This is a genomic window from Rothia sp. P4278, from assembly GCF_048512945.1.
GTDB lineage: Bacteria > Actinomycetota > Actinomycetes > Actinomycetales > Micrococcaceae > Rothia.
This window is the reverse complement of the sequence record NZ_JBLXXU010000002.1, coordinates 306,392-324,275: the sequence shown is the minus strand read 5'-3', so window position 1 is coordinate 324,275 and position 17,884 is coordinate 306,392. Positions and strand designations below refer to the sequence as shown.

Sequence of the window (17,884 nt, the reverse complement as noted above, 5' to 3'; positions counted from 1 at the left end):
AAAACGTGACCTAGCCGGTAGCCTAAAAGAATGAAGGTTTTGGTCTTGGGCCCTGGCGGTCGCGAACACGCAATTATCCGAGCTCTCCTACGAGATTCTGCTGTCACTGAGATTCACTCAGCCCCCGGTAACGCCGGGATTGCAGCCGATGTCCCCGTTCACGCAATTGATGCTAATGACCCCCGGGCAGCTGTCGCACTTGCGACCGATCTGGCCGTTGATTTAGTGGTTATTGGTCCCGAAGCGCCCCTGGTCGCCGGTGTCTCCGATGCTCTGCGCGAGCAGGGCTTCCCCGTTTTTGGCCCCTCCAAAGCTGCTGCTCTGCTTGAAGGCTCTAAAGCTTTCGCTAAAGAAGTCATGGCAAGTGCCGGTGTGCCGACCGCTATGGCTCACATTGCAACTAACCGGGCAGAAGCCGAATCAGCGCTGACCTCTTTTGGTGCCCCTTACGTTGTGAAAGATGACGGCCTGGCCGCAGGTAAGGGCGTTGTGGTCACCGATGACTACGATACTGCGCTGGCTCATGCCGAATCCTGCTTTGCCGCCGGAGGTGGCGTAGTCATTGAAGAGTTCCTGGACGGCCCCGAAGTCTCCCTGTTTGTCATTTCAGACGGTACTACCTGCCTGCCCCTGTCCCCAGCCCAAGATTTCAAGCGAATCTTTGACGGCGACCGTGGCCCCAACACCGGTGGCATGGGTGCCTACACCCCACTGCCCTGGCTCGCCGAAGGCTTTGTTGAAGATGTTATTGAACGGGTCGCCCAGCCCACCGTCGATGAGATGGCTCGTCGCGGAACCCCCTTTGTGGGCCTACTCTACTGCGGTCTAGCCGCTACCAGCCGCGGTATCAGGGTCATTGAGTTTAACGCCCGCTTTGGCGACCCCGAAACCCAGGTCGTTCTGGCCCGTCTGCGCACCCCGCTCGGTGCTCTACTTCTTGCCGCCGCTAAGGGTGAGCTACCCGCTGACCTCGCGCTTGACTGGGACCCCCGGAGCGCCGTGGACGTTGTTATTGCCTCCCAGAACTACCCCGATACCCCGCGCAAGGGTGACCCCATTAGCGGCCTTGCAAGGGCCGCCGCCCTGGAGAACGTGCACATAGACCACGCGGGCACAGCCAGCGTGAACGGCGAGACCGTGACTGCCGGTGGCCGCGTCTTAGCCGTGGTTGGCCTGGGCCAAACCCTTGATCAAGCACGCCAGGCCGCCTACGCTGGGGTCCAAGAGATTTCGTGGGAAGGCGCTCAATACCGTACCGATATTGCCCTGGCCGCTGTCAAAAACCGGATCACCATTCCCACCCCCTAAACTGCTGTGAGTGACTGCCCACCGTACCCACCGGCGGGCAGTCACTCCTTTATAGCTTCATTTACCCCTCATGCTCACCCACAGGAGAACGCGATGAACCATACCCCTCTTGATATTCCAGGCTGGAAGCACGTTTACTCTGGCAAGGTACGCGACCTATATATCCCCGCCGAAGATACCCAGGATGTCACAGGTATCAACCTTAAAGACGATGCTGAATTACGTGCCGGTGCCGTGATGGTGGTTGCCTCCGACCGCATCAGCGCTTTTGACCAGGTACTGCCTACCGAGATCCCTGACAAGGGGAAGATTCTCACCCAGATATCCCTCTGGTGGTTTGACCAGCTTAAGGGGGTACCTAACCACGTGCTTTCCACCGATGTCCCCGAGATTGTTGCTGGTCGCGCTATGATCTGTAAGTCACTGAACATGTTCCCGGTAGAGTGCATCGTGCGTGGATACCTGACCGGCTCCGGGCTGGCCTCCTACCAGAAGACCGGCAAGGTCAATGAGTACGAGCTACCTAGCGGACTGGTCGATGGCTCCCGTCTCGAACCGGCCCTGTTTACCCCCACCGGCAAAGCCGAAGTAGGGGAGCACGATGAACCCATCACCCGCCAGGAACTCGATGAAGAGGTGGGGGAGGCTATCGCTGACCGCCTGCAGGAGCTGACCCTCTACGTCTACGAAACCGCCGAGAAAATTGCCCGTCAACGGGGCATCATTCTGGCCGATACCAAGATTGAATTTGGCACAGACTCCTACCGGGGCGAAATTACCCTGGGTGATGAGGTCCTGACCCCCGACTCATCGAGGTTTTGGGATGCCACAGACTACGAGCCCGGCCGCCCACAGGCATCTTTCGACAAACAGTATGTGCGCGACTGGCTCAAGAGCGAAGAATCCGGCTGGGATGGCCTTGGCCCCGTGCCGGAGCTACCCGCCGATGTTGTGGAAAAGACCCGTGCCCGCTACATTGAAGCCTTCGAACGGCTGACCGGGCAGGAGTTTGTAGCCTAGCGGCTCGGCTTACAGGGGGAGGGAGTGCTCTAGGCTCCCTCCCCTTTGCTGTGACATAGGTGTTGCGGGCTTAGGCCAGGTCACGGACCTTGCGATGATAGTCGGCGTGGGTAGCGCCAATCTCGGAGAGCGCATAGAACCAGCGGATATGTTCTGTCACGTGCATTTGTGCAGCTTGGGCATTGCCTGCTGCTACGGCCTTGTAGATGGCCCGGTGCTGTTCTTGGAGCCTGGATTTGGTGCTAGCCCAGTCCTCCAGGTAGGGCACGGCCTCCTGCACGTAGCTGACGGTGGCCAGATGAAGTGAGTCGATAACGGTATCCATAACGATGTTGCTCCCCAGCGAGGAAATCTCGTAGTGGAAACGCGTATCGCAGAAGTGGAAACGCTCATCGGAGATGTCGTCTCTATCCATCTCTTCGAGGTAGCGGCGGGCTGTTGCTAAAGACTCGGCGTGCTCGGGCAGGTGGGCCTGGGTGGCGGCTTTAGCCGCCGCCTCACCTTCGAGCAGAACACGGGTGCTGACAATATCTGCCACCGGTAGGGTGCGGGTGGCGATATGCATGCGTAGAGCCCAGCCCAGCGCGTCGGAAGGCTGAGAAACGACGACAGCACCGGATTTAGGGCCTGAGCCAACACCGGAACGGATTAGACCCACAGCGCTGAGAATACGCAGGGCTTCACGGACTGAGGCGCGGGAGATGCCGTACTCTTCGGCCAAGCTCCGTTCACCGGGGAGCCGGTCACCTAGGCGGAGCTGGCCGTGGCGTAGCCGGTTTTCAATGGATTCAAGCAGAGCAGTGTAAGTGGGTTCTTTGTCTTTCACGCGCTGACTTTCGGTTTGGGAAGGGCCTGGGGTAAGGGAAAGGGCGGGCAGTACAGGCTCTTGATGCCGGTACTGCTCCGCCCTTATGGGGTTACTGAGTGCTACCTCAGCGGTGGGCTACTAAAACTTAGTGGCCACCGGTGATGTAAGGCTCAACAAGAACCCCGCTGAGAACGGTTGCCTGCAGGAAGACCAGAAGGCAAACCGCCAGGAGCAAGGTAATAGACCAGCCAAGAACTGCCTTGAAGATTTCGGACTCCCGGCCTTCCATATCAACCGAGGTAGCGGCGATAGCAAGGGACTGGGGCGAAATCATCTTACCGACAACACCGCCGGTGGTGTTAGCAGCCAGCATGAGCTCGGGGTGAGCACCGGTCATACCGTTAGCCTGCAGATGTTCAGCCGCGGTGACCTGGAGCTTGGAGAAGAGGGCGTTAGCTGAGGTATCTGAACCGGTTACAGCGGTGCCGACCCAGCCCAGCATGGGAGCCAGGAAGGCGTAGGCAACACCCAGTGAGGCAACGTACTGACCGATAGCGACGGTCTGGCCGGAGTAGTTCATGACATAGGCCAGAGCCAGAACCAAGGCGATGGTTACTGCTGACCAGCGCATCTTGTAGGCAACAGCACCGATTTCCTTGAAAGCATCACCCAGGGAGATCTTGTACTTGCCGTTTTCGTTGAAAATGGAGTAGAGAACCGCAACGATGATGCCCGAGATCAGCAGGTAGGTACCGGGGTTGCTCAACCAGGGCCAGGCGTAAACGGTCTTGACGGGCTCGCCTGAGGCGGTGAGCAGACGGTCTTTGAGCAGGGGCATATCGAAAGTGATCGCGGTGCTCTTGAGCCACTTGGCAACATCATCGATCAGGTTGGCCAGACCAAAGATGATCACAACAACCAGGTAGGGCATAAGCGCCATCCAGATACGACGACCGGGCAGGTGCTCAGCTTCGATGGGACCGGTGATACCGTAGCGCTCCCGGACGCCCTCAACACCGCGGGGCTTGACGAAGCGTAGGAAGACAACAGCCGTAGCGATGGAGACGATGCAGGCGATAACATCGGTTAGCTGGTAGACGAAGTAGGTTGCGGCCCACCACTGAGCGATAGCGAAGGAAGCGCCGATAACCGCTGCGTGCATCCAGGCATCCTTGAGACCCTGAACGCCGTCCAGGATCCAGAGCAGGATGAAGGGTACGAAGAAAGCGATGAAGGGAGCCTGGTGGCCAACGATTGCTGCGATATCGGCTGCTGACTTACCGCCAACATCACCTGCGGTGGTAATCGGGATAGCGACAGCACCGAAGGCAACGGGTGCGGTGTTAGCAATCAGAACGGTGGTAGCTGCCTTGAGGGGCTTGACACCCAGGGCCAGAATCATGGTTGCGGTAATTGCAACGGGGGCACCGAAGCCAGCCAGAGCTTCGAGTAGGCCGCCGAAGCAGAAAGCAATCAGGATGGCCTGGATACGTAGGTCGCCGCCGCCGATCAGGTCGAAGGTACGGCGCAGGTCTTCAAAGCGGCCTGAGAGCACGGTGATCTGGTAGAACCAGATAGCCATGAGAATAACCCAGACGATGGGGAAGATGCCGTAGATACCGCCACGGAAAGCGGACATGCCGGCCAAATCCCAGGGCATACCGAAGCCGAAGACGGCAACGAGGATAGCAACGAGAAGTGAGACCAAGCCTGAGACGTGGGCACGAGCCTTGACGCCTAGGAGCATGATAAAGAATGCAAGTAGCGGCAGGGCTGAGACCAGGGCGCTCAGCGCGAGGCTACCACCGACTGCGTCGGTTACAGCGGTATAGGTATTTTCCACTGCGTCCTCCTTATGTGATGTGTGGTGAGTGCTCCTGCCCTAAGCTGCGGGGAGAAGCCAAAAAAATTTGTGGTCTAACCGCATGTGGTCAGACCATTGTTTTCGGGCTCTACGATACATGAGACTTCTCACGCTCACCAACTTTTGAGGGAATAAATTTTTGTCACCTTCCGTTCCTGTGGCTTTCTACTCCCTTGGCCGCCTCCAGGCTTCTTGCTTTGTTGTTTCAGGTGAGATTGTGTGTTCTATGGGGGTGGGTAGCCTCCTAGCCTCCGCCCCTGACTTCTGGCAGGAGAGGGCAGGGCAAGGTTATCTTATTTTGCACAAGAAAATATGACCTATTTAAAGTATTAAAATCTCTTATTTATCGTGTTAAATGAAGGATAAAGAAGCCAATCGAACGGGCATCTGCCTGTCTAGCCTTTCCCATCACGAAGTCCGTGTTTTTCACCTGCCCGTGTTAGGCCTCAGGCAGGCTCACTGCCACACTGAAGAAGAGAGAAATTAAGATGCGTGTCGCACTGTTTTCAACGTGCATCGTCGACGCAATGTACCCCAGGGTGGCTCAGGCTACTGTAGACATTCTGGAAGGTCTCGGTCACGAGGTTGTTTTTCCGCAGGGTCAGACCTGCTGTTCCCAGATGCATGTCAACTCGGGCTACTTTGACGATGCTTATCCCATCGTCAAGAACCACGTAAAGTCCTTTGAAGAATGGGATTTTGATGCGATTGTAGCGCCCTCTGGCTCCTGCGTTGCCTCTCTGGGGCACCAGCAACCCATGATTGCTGAGCGTGCAGGCGATACCGCCACCGCTCAGGCCGCTACTTCATTGGCCGCTCGTTCCTTTGAGCTCTCCCAATTCCTGATTGATGTCTGCGGTATTACCAATGCTGCCGAGCAGCTGGGCTCCTACTTCCCCGAGAAAGTCACCTACCACTCATCCTGCCACGGCATGCGTCTGCTGGGTCTGGGCACCCGCCAAGAAGACCTCATCCGCACCGTCGAAGGCTTGGAGTACACCCAGATTGAAGGCCTGGATCAGTGCTGTGGCTTCGGTGGCACTTTCTCCTTTAAGAATGCTGACACCTCCGGCGCAATGGTTGCCGACAAGGTCGAAAACATTGAAAAGACCGGTGCTTCAGTTTGCACCGGTGGCGACGCCTCCTGCTTGATGAACATTGGCGGCGCCCTCTCCCGCAAGGACTCAGCTGTGCGCACCGTACACTACGCCGAGATCCTAGCATCCACCAAGGACAACCCGCTCAAGGTCGATGGCCCCGTTGCTGTCACCGCAGGAGGTAAATAAACCATGTCAAGCACCGCACTCGGTATGCCCAAAGTTCGTCACGGCGTGGGCAATATCTTCGAATTTGAGCCCTTCCCTGAATACGCAGAACGTGAGCTTCAGAACGAGCAGCTGCGCTCCAACCTGGGTTTTGCCACCCATAAGATTCGCAACAAGCGTGCCGCTGTTATCTCGGAGCTATCAGACTGGCAGGACCTACGCACCGCCGGTTCCATGATCAAGCAGAAGGTCATGGCCAACCTAGACACCTACCTGGAAGAATTTGAGCGTAACTTTACCGCCAAGGGCGGTCATGTCCACTGGGCACGCGATGCCCATGAGGCCAACGAGATTGCCCTCAAACTGATCCAGGCTGAAGGCGTCACCGAGGTCAACAAGATCAAGTCCATGGCGACCGCAGAAACCGGCCTCAACGAGTTCCTCGAAGAGCACGGTATCTCAGCCATCGAGACCGACCTGGCAGAAGAAATCGTCCAGCTGGGCGATAACGACCGCCCCTCACACATTCTGGTACCCGCCATTCACCGCAACCGTACCGAAATCCGTGACATCTTCCTCAAGAAGATTGAGGGCGTCAACCCCGACCTGAGCAACGACCCTGCTGAACTGGCCGAGGCCTCACGTTTCCGTTTGCGCGAAAAGTTCCTGACCAATAAGGTCGCTATCTCCGGTGTAAACTTTGGTATCGCCGATACCGGCACCATGACCATCGTGGAGTCCGAAGGTAACGGCCGTATGTGCCTGACCCTGCCTGAAACCCTGATTACTTTCATGGGTATCGAGAAGATTCTGCCCACCGTTCAGGACTACGAGGTCTTCCTCCAGCTCCTGCCCCGCTCTTCTACCGGTGAGCGCATGAACCCCTATACCTCCATGTGGACCGGTGTCACACCGGGTGACGGCCCCCAGAACCTGCACGTTATCCTTATGGACAACGGCCGTACCGCAGCGCTGGCTGACCAGGTAGGCCGCCAGGCTCTGCACTGCATCCGCTGTTCAGCCTGTATGAACGTCTGCCCCGTCTACGAACGGGCAGGTGGCCACGCCTACGGGTCCACCTACCCCGGTCCCATTGGTGCTATCCTTTCACCCCAGCTGGGCGGCATTGAGAACGAACATAACGCGACCCTGCCTTTCGCCTCATCGCTGTGCGGTGCCTGCTATGACGCTTGCCCCGTCAAAATCAACATCCCCGAAGTGCTGGTTCACCTGCGCGGTAAGGCTGTGGACGCCGAAAAGGCTCAGGGCGAATTTGCCGGTGGCAAGAAAGACCGCCACCTGCAGATGGATGCCATGATGTTTGGCGCTAAGAAGCTCTTCTCCTCGGGCAAGATGATGGCACTGGCAACCAAGGGTCTGCCTGCCTCCAAGCTGATTACCGGCAAGAATCACAAGATCACCAAGCTCCCCGGTATTGTGGGCGGCTGGACCGACTACCGTGACATTCCTGAACCCCCCAAGACCTCCTTCCGTAACCAGTGGAAGAAGGAACGCGGGCAGGCTCCCCAGCGTGTAGCTGGCGAGCGTGTTGATGTTCAGGCACTTATAGCCGCTAACCAGGCAAAGATCGCTGAGGCCCACGCTAACGCCGCGGCCGCTAACCCCATTGCCCCCAAGGAGGCTAACTAATGTCTGATGCAAAAGCAGAAATCCTGGGTCGCATCCGCGCCTCCCTATGGGACAGCCCTCAGCCCGCTGAACCTATCCGCAACTACCGCCGCGAGAGCGACAAAGGTATTGAGGAGATCACCGAGATTCTGATTGACCGCCTGGTTGATTACAAGGCCAATGTCTACCAGGAAACCGAGGAAACCATTGCCGAGCGTATCGCTGAGCTGCTGGGCAAGTCAGCTCGCTACGTGGTCCCCTCTGGCCTGAAGAGTCAGTGGCTGCCTGAAGACACCGCCGCCCGTTCCCGCATGGTGGATTCGGGCAACGCTAACAAGCCCGGTGCTCTGTCTGTGCGTGAACTCGACGCCGTTGACGCTGTGGTGACTTCATCCACCGTCTCCTGCGCGGAGACCGGCACTATTGCGCTCAACAGTACCGATCAGGAAGGCCGCCGCGCGATCTCGCTGGTGCCCGACCACCACATCTGCGTGGTTCCCCTGGATACTGTTGTGGAGCTGATTCCCGAGACTGTCTCCCGCCTGGATTTCTCCCGGCCTGTGACCTGGATTTCGGGGCCGTCAGCAACCAGCGATATTGAGCTGATTCGCGTGGAGGGCGTACACGGCCCTCGCACCCTGGATGTCATTATCCTCAAATAGGCCTTTTGGTTAGGCCCTGGGGGAGTAGCTACCACTGATGATCTGGTAGCTACTCCCCTTTCTCTTTAACGAGGGGCATAACGCCGGTTGCTGCCTGCACAGCAGCCGAACGCTCTTGCTTCTTGGCGCTCCGGAGTTCTCTTGAGTCCTTGGAGACTTCCGGAGTGGGGGCGGGGCTACCCTTAGCAACTGCTCCGATAGCGGATGCCCATAAGGGGAAGAGAAGAACTGTTAGGGCACCGCCGGTTACGAGCAGAGAAGCATTGTGCTCAGTGAGGAGGTTATGAGCTAGCGCTACCTCTGTGACCGCCACAATCATGGGCAGGCCAGCTGAGGCGTAGAGACCCAGTTGGAGCCGCTCCTGAGGAGTCTGCAAGCCTGAGCCGGTGTCTAAGAACCGTTCAGCTAGAACTACCGGTAGCCCGCGTACTAAGAGAATACCCAGGATTAAGGCTGCTAGGGTCAGGGGCTGTTCCCAGATAACTGAGACCGTGATTCCCATGCCGGAGCACACGAAGAAAAGGGGAATCAGGAAGGAAAAGCCCAGGGCCTCTAGGCGTTTGGAGAATGGTTCGAAGGCTCCATCTGGGGTCAGCGAGCGTAAGATAACACCTGCGGCGAAGGCTCCTAGCACCACATCGAGATTAAAGACAGCAGCTACCATCATCAAGGTAGCCAGCAACAACATGGCTAGGCGGAGCATGGTTTGGCTAGTGGTGTTAGCCTCGGCGGCCATGGTTCTGCTTAAGCCAGGAATTTTTTCAAAAAGACGATGAGGCAGAATTGCTGAGAACAGGGCAACAAGCATGAAGGCCACCAAAATCAGAGCAGCCAGCCAAGGAGAATGCGATGAAAGGAGCAAGGACATAGCAAAGATGGGCAGAACCTCACCGATAGCCCCGTGAACCATGACGCTTTCACCTACCGTAGTTCCCGTTTTGCCGTGGCTTTTCAGTAAGGGAAGGAGGGTGCCCAAGGCTGTGGAGCTCATGGCGATACCAATGACCGCATAGACCGACAGATCCCCTTTGAAACCGGTCAAAACCATGGCAAGAAGCGAGCCCAGAGTGAAGCTCACAGCCCATGCGCCCGCGGCAAATCCACCCTGTCGACCGCGTAGTGAGGCTGTGTTGACCTCATAACCGGCTAGCAGGAAGAGTAAACCCAGCCCTAGGTCCTTGAGGAGGGAAACCCCTTCGTCACCGCTGGCAAGCCCTAAGACATGAGGGCCGATCAGGGTGCCAAATATGATGAGGAAAACAACGTCTGGAATCTTTTTGCGGACCAGGTTGCTGGCTAGAGGAGCCAGGAGTGCTACCAGCGAGATCCAAAAAATGGAGATATATTCGCTGGTTGTTGAGGAACCAGCGGCAAGAAGAGTTGTCGTTTCGCTCGCTCCAAAGGGCATAGAACGTCCTCTCATATGTCGTTTGTAAAAGACTAGTGACCAGCGACTACCCTACCGCCTTATGAGTCGGTGTTAGGCTATCTCTGAGTAAATGTGAGGGAGGACTATGCCAGACCATTCCGGAGCGGGCAGAATTATTGGTATCGATCTGGCGCGCTGTATCGCCCTGATTAGCATGTTTGTTGCCCACACTGCCCCGACGGGTGGCCCCGCTGGGCTACTTAACCTCAGTGAGTTCCTGACTGCGCCCCTATTCGCTCTGCTTCTGGGGGCCTCAGCTTTTTACTCATCCCAGCGCATGGGTTTCCCAAGTCTCTTTGCTAGCTCTGTTGTCCGTGCAATTGCCCTGATCGCTCTGGGGCTCTATATCAGTAGCTGGGGGGCTCAGGTGGATATTGTGCTCCAGTACCTGGGCTTGCTCAGCCTCATCATGGCACCCCTGGTCTTTTTGCCAGCTTGGGCTTTGGGTGCCCTGGCGGTGGCCTGCTGGTGGTGGGCGGCCCCGGCTCGCACCTACTTTGCCGCAGATGCCGCTCAGGCTACCCTCAACGGTAGCTACACCGCCTACCTCTACGACTGGGCCTTTACCGGCCACAGCTACCAGGTGCTCACCCTGCTGACCTATGCCTGCCTGGGCGCTATCTTGGCCGCTGGCCTGGAAAGCTGGGGAGCTGTGGGAGATGCCGCAGTTGCGGTTGCCGGAACCGGTCTGACAGGCCTGCTGTTCTGGTACTCCCGAACTGCCGTTCCAGAATTCCTGCCCTACACCTCCAGCCGCCTAGAAATTGGGTTTAGCCTCAGTGCCTGCCTCGCGGTGGTGGGCTGGTCTTGTCTGCTGGCCCGAGTATTGAGCCAAGGTGAAGGGTTTCTGGCTCCCCTGGTGGCGGCCGGTCGTATGACCCTTTCTCTCTATGTTCTTCAGATCGCGGTTCTAGCTGCCTATTCGGTCTATGCCGTGGGCTACGGGCTACCTGCCCGTGATGACTCCTGGCCCATGATGTTCGGCCTGATTGTTCTGGCTCTACTCTTCGCCTGGGCTTGGCAACGGTTCTTGGGGCACACCTTCTTGAGACGTGGCCCCCTCGAAACAGCTCTGGCCTGGGTATCGGGTCGCGGCTAGCGGCCCATGAACCAGAAGCTACGGTTTGGGCCGTACGGGGTTAGCCTTGAGTGCTACTGAGCCGATGAGTAGTAGAGTAGGGGCCAAGGCACTATGAAGTAAGGAATCATCACCCCTATGCCACAGCTAACTCGCACGGCTCCCTGGAAACAGGATCCCACAAAAGAGCAGAAACCCCGACATACCTGGCTTAGGGTTCTGATCGCCCTGACCCTCGCCCTGGTCTGGTTGGGGGTTGCCGGAGTGGGTGGCCCCTACTTCGGTAAAATTTCTGAGGTCTCCACTAACTCACAAACTGACTTCCTGCCTGCCTCGGCTGAATCAACCCGGGTCGTTCAAGAACAGGGCGACTTCTTGGGAACCGATGCCATTCCCGCAATTCTGGTATTTGAGGCCCAAGGCCAGCTGACCGACGCTCAGCGCACCTACCTGGAAGGTCTTACCGACCGGCTGGCCCAGAACGACACTTTCACCGGTGAGGCTTCACCCGTTATCTACTCAGAGGATGGACGGGCTGCCGAAATCATTCTGCCTATCAGCACCGAGGGTAAAACCGGTGACACTGTAAAAGCAATCCGGGAAGATATCAGCCAGGTCCCCGATGGACTGACCGGCTATGTGACCGGACCGGCTGGCTTTACCGCGGATCTGACGGAAGCCTTTGGCGGCATTGACGGCCTGCTTCTGATAGTGGCTTTGGTTGTTGTCTTTATTATTTTGTTGGTGGTTTACCGCTCACCACTACTACCCATTTTGGTGCTGACATCATCGGTGGTTGCGCTCTCGGGAGCTATCTTCGTGATTTGGCATATGGCTAATGCTGGTTGGGTCATGATTAACGGCCAGGTTCAGGGCATCTTGCTCATTCTTGTGGTGGGTGCGGCCACTGACTATTCCTTGCTCTATGTGGCCCGCTACCGTGAAGCCCTAACCCAGTACAGCTCCCGCTTCCAGGCCACTACCGTAGCCTGGAAAGGCTCCCTAGAACCAATCCTGGCTTCCGGTGGAACCGTGATCGCCGGTCTACTCTGTCTCTTACTTTCAGAACTTGCATCGAACAAGGCACTGGGCCCGGTGGCCGCAACCGGTATTGCGCTCGCTATGCTGGCGTCGCTGACCTTCCTGCCCGCCGTACTGGCTCTCTTTGGCCGTGTTGCCTTCTGGCCTGCCCGCCCCAAGTATGCAGGCCAGGTGCGCGAGGCCTCTACCGGTCTGTGGTCGCGCATCGCTTCCTTCGTGGCGGCTAAACCCCGTAAGGTTTGGTTGGCTACCGCACTTCTGCTGGCGGTCTTTGCGGGCTTCTCCACCACTTTCCAGGCAGAGGGCGTACGCCAGTCCGACCTGGTACTGGGTGCCTCCCAGGCTCGGGACGGCCAAAATGTGCTGGCTGAACACTTCCCAGGTGGCACTGGCTCCCCGGCCAACATTATCGTGCCCCTAGCGCAGAAAGATGCGGCTATTGCTGCTCTTGATCACCTTGAGGGTGTCAGCTCGGTTTCCGCTATTTCTGCTGATTCCCCGGCAGGAACCGTGCCGGTAGGGGCTTCTGCTGAGAGTCTGCCCCCCATCTTTGCTGCTGCCAGCCCCACCGAGGTAAAGGGCCGCGTGATGCTCCAAGCAACCCTTGCTGATCCGGCTGATTCCACGCAGGCAGAAGCAACCATTCTGGAGATCCGTCAAGCCTTTGAGAGCCAGGCTCCTGAGGCCCTAGTGGGCGGTGCTAGCGCATCGGATCTGGATACTATCACCAGTGCCCAGCATGACCGGGCACTGATTATCCCGGTGGTGCTGGCAGTTATTTCGCTGATTCTAATGCTGCTCCTGCGCTCGATTCTAGCTCCGCTCATTCTGGTGGCCGCCACGGTACTGTCCTACCTGACTGCGCTGGGAGTCTCAGCCCTGGTCTTTAACCATATTTTCAAGTTCCCCGGCGCAGACCCCACCGTGCCTCTCTTCGGGTTCGTATTCCTGGTGGCTCTGGGCATTGATTACACCATCTTCCTGATGACACGGGTACGCGAAGAAACCCTGCTCACGGATACCAGGCAAGGCTTGCGCACCGCCCTGGTTGCAACCGGCGGGGTGATTACCTCAGCGGGTATCGTACTGGCTGCGACCTTTGCTGCCCTGGGCGTTATCCCGCTCATCTTCCTGGCTCAGCTGGCCTTTATCGTTGCCTTTGGTGTGCTTTTGGACGCTACCGTTGTGCGGGCTCTGCTGATACCGGCCCTGGTAGAGGACTTCGGTAAGAAAATCTGGTGGCCCTCTAAACTCTCAGGCTAGGAAGGTAAACCCAAGGCGATAATCGTAATTACAAGAGCACTCCGGTGACCGGAGTGCTCTTGTAATTTTTTGCCCGCTGCCTTTGCAGTCCTTAGCTCCTAGAAGCTGGTAAAAATTTATCCTTGGTGGATAAAGGCCAGGTAGTTAGCTATGAAGGTATCTGCTTTCTGCTGTTGCTCCCAATCAAGAATCAGTTTGCCTTCTGCACGGGCCTCTCGCGGTATGCGGATACCGAGACCCTGGCTGTCCATCAGGTCAGCACCTACAAAGTTAATAAGATGCTCCAGGCTTTTGAGAGCAAATTTGCCGTAGCTGGAGTTGGCAACCGAGGCAATACCCACCTTCTTACCGGCTAGGACAGTGGGAGTTCCTGGGGCTTCAGCAGGATCGGGCCGTGAGGCCCAGTCGATCAGGTTTTTGAGGCGAGCGGGGTAAGCGCCGTTGTATTCGGGAGAGACAATAAGTAGCCCGTCTGCCTGCTTAATATCGGCGCGGAGCTGGGCAATAATAGCTCGGGTGGGGAACTCATCATTCTGACTGAGTAAGGGTATATGGGAGTAGTTGTAGACTTCTGCCTCAAGGCCCCTAGCCTGGGCGGTTTGAGCGAACTGCTCGGCGAGCTGGGTGTTGAAGGAACCTGTCCGGTCTGAGCCGGAGATGATAAGAATTTTTACTGACATGGTGCTACCCTTTCACACGAAGCCCAAAGCATTTACCCCTAGCTAACGTATTGTATCTATCAAGTAAATCTTGGTGGCCTTGTTGCTGCTGCCCCTAGACGTCTTGCTGCGGGACTACTCTTCGGTCAAGTCTACCCGGCAGCGCATCAGGGAAAAGTTCGAAAGGGAGTTTTTATGCTGGACAGGCAGAGATGCCCCTGGGCTCTCCAGAGCGAAATTGAGCGTGATTATCACGACAGGGTATGGGGCAGACCCCAACACAATGACAGGGCCCTCTTGGCCATGCTTAATCTGGAAGGGCAACAGGCAGGCCTCAGCTGGTATACCGTGCTTTCCAAAATAGAGTCACTCTACCGGGCCTATGCGGACTTTGACCCCGAAGTTTTAGTGACCTATGGGGACCAGCAGGTCGCTAGTCTCATGCAGACAGAGGGGATTATTAGGAATCAACTCAAAATAAGGTCGGTTCTGGCTAATGCACATGCTTATGTTGAGGTCTGCCATGAGTTTGGATCTTTTGATAATTACCTCTGGAGTTTTGTGAACTATCAGCCCATCATTAACTTCTGGAAGAGCTCAGAACAGGTACCGGCTCGAACCGACCTATCCGAGTCTATGAGTAAGGACCTCAAGGCTAGGGGTTTTAAGTTTGTGGGGCCCACAACTGTCTATGCCTTTATGCAGGCAACAGGTATGGTCAATGACCACCTGCTGACCTGCCCTATCAGGGAACAAACTTTAGGCACAAGAAAAGCCCCTGCTTCCTTGTTAAGAAACTGGGGCTAGCTGTCGGGATGACAGGATTTGAACCTGCGGCCTCGTCGTCCCGAACGACGCGCGCTACCAAGCTGCGCCACATCCCGATGTTGTTAGAACAACTGTTCAATCATAACTCCTGCCCCGGCCCACCGCAAACCGGTGTTCCGGGGCTAAGGCGGTATAGCGGCCTAGCGGGTGGCCTTTTCGAGCAGTTGAAGAATGTTCTGGTAGGTATGGCCGGTGGCCTCGGTCATGCCCTGCTCGCAGGTGCGGTTGGTGGAGGCGTAGGCCTCAAAGCTGCGGGAATTGACCTCAGCGGCTTCTGCGGCGGTGGCGCTGGCGGTCAGCTCGGGGTGGAGCATACCCCGGTCCCCAGCATAGGCGCAGCAACCCCAGGCCTGGGGCACTACAGCATCGGGTGAAATAGCCTGCGCCACTTGCACAAACTTACTGGCAATGCCCAGATGGGTCACGGAACAGGTGGGGTGCAGAGCAAGCGAGGCAATGGGGCCAGTGACGGTGAGCGCGGTGAGCAGGCGGTCAGCGGCAAACTCCACCGAGTCAATGAAGGTCAGCTGGGAGTAATCGCGCCCAGATGCTCCGGGGCCTGACGCGGCAGCTTTTTCTTTCATGACCTGGAGGCCCTCGGTACAGGAGGAAGCATCACAGACAATCGGGAGGCGCCCACCCTGGCTGGCCGCCCAAAGAATGTCGAGAACACGGTCGGCCATGTGCTGGTAGCCGTCGGTGTACCCCTTTGACTTCCACGGGGTTCCACAGCACAGGGACTTGATGCCCTCGGGCACGGTGAACTCTACACCGGCCCGCTGGCAGAGAGTTGTGAAAGCTTCGGTAGCGCTGGGAGCCGGTGCGCCGGTGGAATCTACACCGCCAAACATGGCACCCACGCAGGCGGGGAAGAAGACAATCTCGGCGCGGGGATTGGGCTGGGGTGCGCGAGACTTGCCGCCTGCGGGCAGGTCTTTCTTGTAGGAGGGGACCAGATCTGTACCCAGGAGTTTGCGCCCGATATCGGTGGCAGTTTTGGGCAGGGGGAAAGGCAGAGCCTTAGCGGTAGTCAGCGCGAGCCCGGCTGTTGAATCAACCGCCGCCCAGTTCTTGGCCGCCAGGTCCCACCCCTTAGCGGCAGCCTTGTTCTGCTGTTCGGAACGGAGTCTGCGCACCAGGTCGCCGGTATTGATCTGCACCGGGCAGCGGGTTAGGCACATACCATCTACCGCGCAGGTTTGCACACCGTGGTAGGTGTACTCGGTGGCAAGCTGGTCAGCCAAAGCGGTATTGCCCTCAGCCTGGGCTGCCTGAATTTCCCGGCGAATAACAATGCGCTGGCGTGGGGTCAGCGTCAGGTCCTTAGAGGGGCAGACCGGCTCGCAGTAGCCGCATTCGACACAGCGGTCCACTTCTTCTTCCACCGGTTCAGCGACCTTAAGGTTTTGGATGTAGCTGGCCGGGTCATCCGAGAGCACCACCCCGGGGTTAAAGACATTATTGGGGTCAATCAGGGCTTTGAGCTCGCACATGATGCGGTAAAGCTCATCACCAAACTGGCGGCGCACATAGGGGGCCATAATACGGCCGGTGCCATGCTCAGCTTTCAGGGAGCCGTCCGCATCGAGAATGAGCTGCACCATGTCCTCGGTGAAGGCCTCATAGCGTTTGAGCAGCTTGGCATCGCGGAACTGCTCGTTGAGCATGAAGTGGATATTGCCGTCCTTGGCGTGTCCGAATATGACGGAGTCTTGGTAGCCGTGGGCATCGAAGAGTTCTGAGAGGCTCTGGCAGGTAGTTCCCAGTTTTTCAACGGGCACCACGACGTCTTCGAGCAGGGCGTTTGTGCCGCTGGGTCGGGCGCCTGCCACCGTGGTGTAGAGGCCACGGCGGGCTGCCCAGAGCTTGTTGCGCTCGGCGGCATCGGAGGTCATACGCACCGGCAGGACAGTCGGTAAACCGGCCAGCATGGGGGCCGCCTGATCTTGCTGGTGGGTGATTTCCTCGGCGCTATTGCCCGAGAACTCAACCAGGAGAGTCGCATGATCAATGACCTCAATAGCGGCTAGAGATTCGGGGACCTGCCCGGTGCGCTGGGCTACCCGAATAGAGGTCGCATCCAGCAGCTCGGCGGTTGCTGTGCCAGCTTCAACGAGCTGGGGGATAGCCTTGGTGGCATCAATAAGATTGCTGAAGGTGAGTAGGCCGGTTGTGACGTGGGAAAGTACCGGCAGGGTGCGGTAGGTGGCTGAGGCGACGAAACCCAGGGTACCCTCAGAACCGATCATCAGGTGTTCCAGAATCTTGACGGGTAGTTCGTAGTCCACAAAAGAGTTGAGCCCGTAGCCCATGGTGTTCTTCATGGAGAACTGCTGCTGAATTTTTGCCACCGAAGCTGGGTTATCCAGAATCTGGCGGCGCAGGCGGGTCAGACCCTCGTGCAGGGCGGGCTCCTGGGCGGCCAGTTGGGCATCGGCATCGGGCTCTGCGGTATCAATGACAGTGCCCGAGGGCAAGATAAAGACCATAGAGTCCAGGGTCTTGTAGGTGTTGAATTCCGTGCCCGATGACATACCAGATGAGTTGTTGGCAACCACACCACCGATGGTGCAGGCGCTGATGGAGGCCGGGTCGGGGCCCAGCTTGCGGCCGTAGGGTGCGAGGGCGGTATTGACTGCCTGCACTGTGGCGCCCGGCTGAACCCGAACGCGCTGACCGCCGTCGAGTACCTCGATGCCGCGGAAATGGCGGCGGGTATCTATGAGCAGGCCCTCGGTACCGGCCTGACCCGAGAGGGAGGTACCGCCAGAACGGAAGGTCAGTGGTAGGTTGTGCCGGTCAGCGGCCGCGAAAATCTTACCCATATCGGTGGCTGACTGCGGGCGGACTACCGCACCGGGCACCAGCAGGTAGTGGGAGGCATCGTGAGCCATAGCCAGCCGGTCGAGCGACGAATTGGAGAAGAAGTCGGAGTGGGTGATATCCCTTAGCTCAGCTGCGAAAGCGGCGATTGAATCTGTGGCAGATCGGGAGAGGGCTTGGCTTGCAGAAGCGACACTCATCGGTGAT

Annotated in this window: 13 protein-coding genes and 1 tRNA gene; 8 read left to right on the top strand and 6 right to left on the bottom strand. The window is 57.6% G+C overall.

Going from position 1 to position 17,884, the window contains the following annotated elements; translation table 11 throughout:
- Positions 1 to 30: 30 nt before the first annotated feature.
- Positions 31 to 1,308 carry a phosphoribosylamine--glycine ligase gene (purD, locus tag ACN085_RS05570; protein WP_419110854.1) on the top strand — a complete coding sequence of 426 codons (1,278 nt, stop codon included), beginning with the start codon at positions 31 to 33 and terminating at the stop codon, positions 1,306 to 1,308.
- A gap of 93 nt (positions 1,309 to 1,401) precedes the next feature.
- Positions 1,402 to 2,328 (top strand): phosphoribosylaminoimidazolesuccinocarboxamide synthase, encoded by a 927-nt coding sequence (locus ACN085_RS05565; RefSeq protein WP_419110853.1) that lies wholly within the window; start codon positions 1,402 to 1,404, stop codon positions 2,326 to 2,328.
- Positions 2,329 to 2,398: 70 nt separating this feature from the next.
- Here the strand turns inward: ACN085_RS05565 and ACN085_RS05560 are convergent, their stop codons facing one another.
- Both ACN085_RS05560 and ACN085_RS05555 read right to left on the bottom strand, forming a co-directional pair.
- Positions 2,399 to 3,154: a FadR/GntR family transcriptional regulator gene (locus ACN085_RS05560; protein WP_419099145.1), complete on the bottom strand. Its 756-nt coding sequence runs from the start codon at positions 3,152 to 3,154 to the stop codon at positions 2,399 to 2,401.
- Positions 3,155 to 3,281: 127 nt separating this feature from the next.
- Entirely contained in the window at positions 3,282 to 4,979 is a 1,698-nt protein-coding gene (locus tag ACN085_RS05555) for an L-lactate permease (protein WP_419110852.1), read from the bottom strand.
- 509 nt (positions 4,980 to 5,488) lie between these two features.
- On the opposite strand from ACN085_RS05555, the gene ACN085_RS05550 reads away from it, so the two are divergent.
- The 3 genes from ACN085_RS05550 to ACN085_RS05540 are packed head-to-tail and all read left to right on the top strand — an operon-like array spanning position 5,489 to position 8,556.
- A complete protein-coding gene (locus tag ACN085_RS05550) occupies positions 5,489 to 6,286 on the top strand; it encodes a (Fe-S)-binding protein (RefSeq protein ID WP_419104778.1) in 798 nt (265 codons plus the stop codon).
- 3 nt (positions 6,287 to 6,289) lie between these two features.
- Entirely contained in the window at positions 6,290 to 7,915 is a 1,626-nt protein-coding gene (locus ACN085_RS05545) for a LutB/LldF family L-lactate oxidation iron-sulfur protein (RefSeq protein ID WP_419099148.1), read from the top strand.
- Positions 7,915 to 8,556 (top strand): LutC/YkgG family protein, encoded by a 642-nt coding sequence (locus ACN085_RS05540; RefSeq protein WP_419099149.1) that lies wholly within the window; start codon positions 7,915 to 7,917, stop codon positions 8,554 to 8,556. The genes ACN085_RS05545 and ACN085_RS05540 overlap by 1 nt, the downstream gene beginning before the upstream one ends.
- Positions 8,557 to 8,605: 49 nt before the next feature.
- Here the strand turns inward: ACN085_RS05540 and ACN085_RS05535 are convergent, their stop codons facing one another.
- Positions 8,606 to 9,964 (bottom strand): cation:proton antiporter, encoded by a 1,359-nt coding sequence (locus ACN085_RS05535; RefSeq protein ID WP_419104776.1) that lies wholly within the window; start codon positions 9,962 to 9,964, stop codon positions 8,606 to 8,608.
- A gap of 106 nt (positions 9,965 to 10,070) precedes the next feature.
- On the opposite strand from ACN085_RS05535, the gene ACN085_RS05530 reads away from it, so the two are divergent.
- Positions 10,071 to 11,084, top strand: a complete 1,014-nt coding sequence (locus ACN085_RS05530) for a hypothetical protein (protein ID WP_419104775.1) — start codon at positions 10,071 to 10,073, stop codon at positions 11,082 to 11,084.
- A 117-nt stretch (positions 11,085 to 11,201) separates the two neighbouring features.
- Complete coding sequence (locus ACN085_RS05525; protein ID WP_419110851.1) at positions 11,202 to 13,367, top strand: MMPL family transporter; 2,166 nt, start codon at positions 11,202 to 11,204, stop codon at positions 13,365 to 13,367.
- 116 nt (positions 13,368 to 13,483) lie between these two features.
- Here the strand turns inward: ACN085_RS05525 and ACN085_RS05520 are convergent, their stop codons facing one another.
- Positions 13,484 to 14,047, bottom strand: coding sequence for an NADPH-dependent FMN reductase (locus tag ACN085_RS05520; RefSeq protein ID WP_419110850.1), 564 nt, complete (start codon positions 14,045 to 14,047; stop codon positions 13,484 to 13,486).
- Positions 14,048 to 14,221: 174 nt separating this feature from the next.
- Here ACN085_RS05520 and ACN085_RS05515 point away from each other — a divergent pair, with 174 nt between their 5' ends.
- Complete coding sequence (locus tag ACN085_RS05515) at positions 14,222 to 14,833, top strand: DNA-3-methyladenine glycosylase I (RefSeq protein WP_419110849.1); 612 nt, start codon at positions 14,222 to 14,224, stop codon at positions 14,831 to 14,833.
- A gap of 3 nt (positions 14,834 to 14,836) precedes the next feature.
- Here ACN085_RS05515 and ACN085_RS05510 read toward each other — a convergent pair.
- Together ACN085_RS05510 and ACN085_RS05505 are read right to left on the bottom strand one after the other, a co-directional pair.
- Positions 14,837 to 14,910: transfer RNA gene (locus ACN085_RS05510), tRNA-Pro, on the bottom strand.
- Positions 14,911 to 14,994: 84 nt separating this feature from the next.
- Positions 14,995 to 17,877: an FAD-binding and (Fe-S)-binding domain-containing protein gene (locus ACN085_RS05505; RefSeq protein WP_419110848.1), complete on the bottom strand. Its 2,883-nt coding sequence runs from the start codon at positions 17,875 to 17,877 to the stop codon at positions 14,995 to 14,997.
- Positions 17,878 to 17,884: the final 7 nt, after the last annotated feature.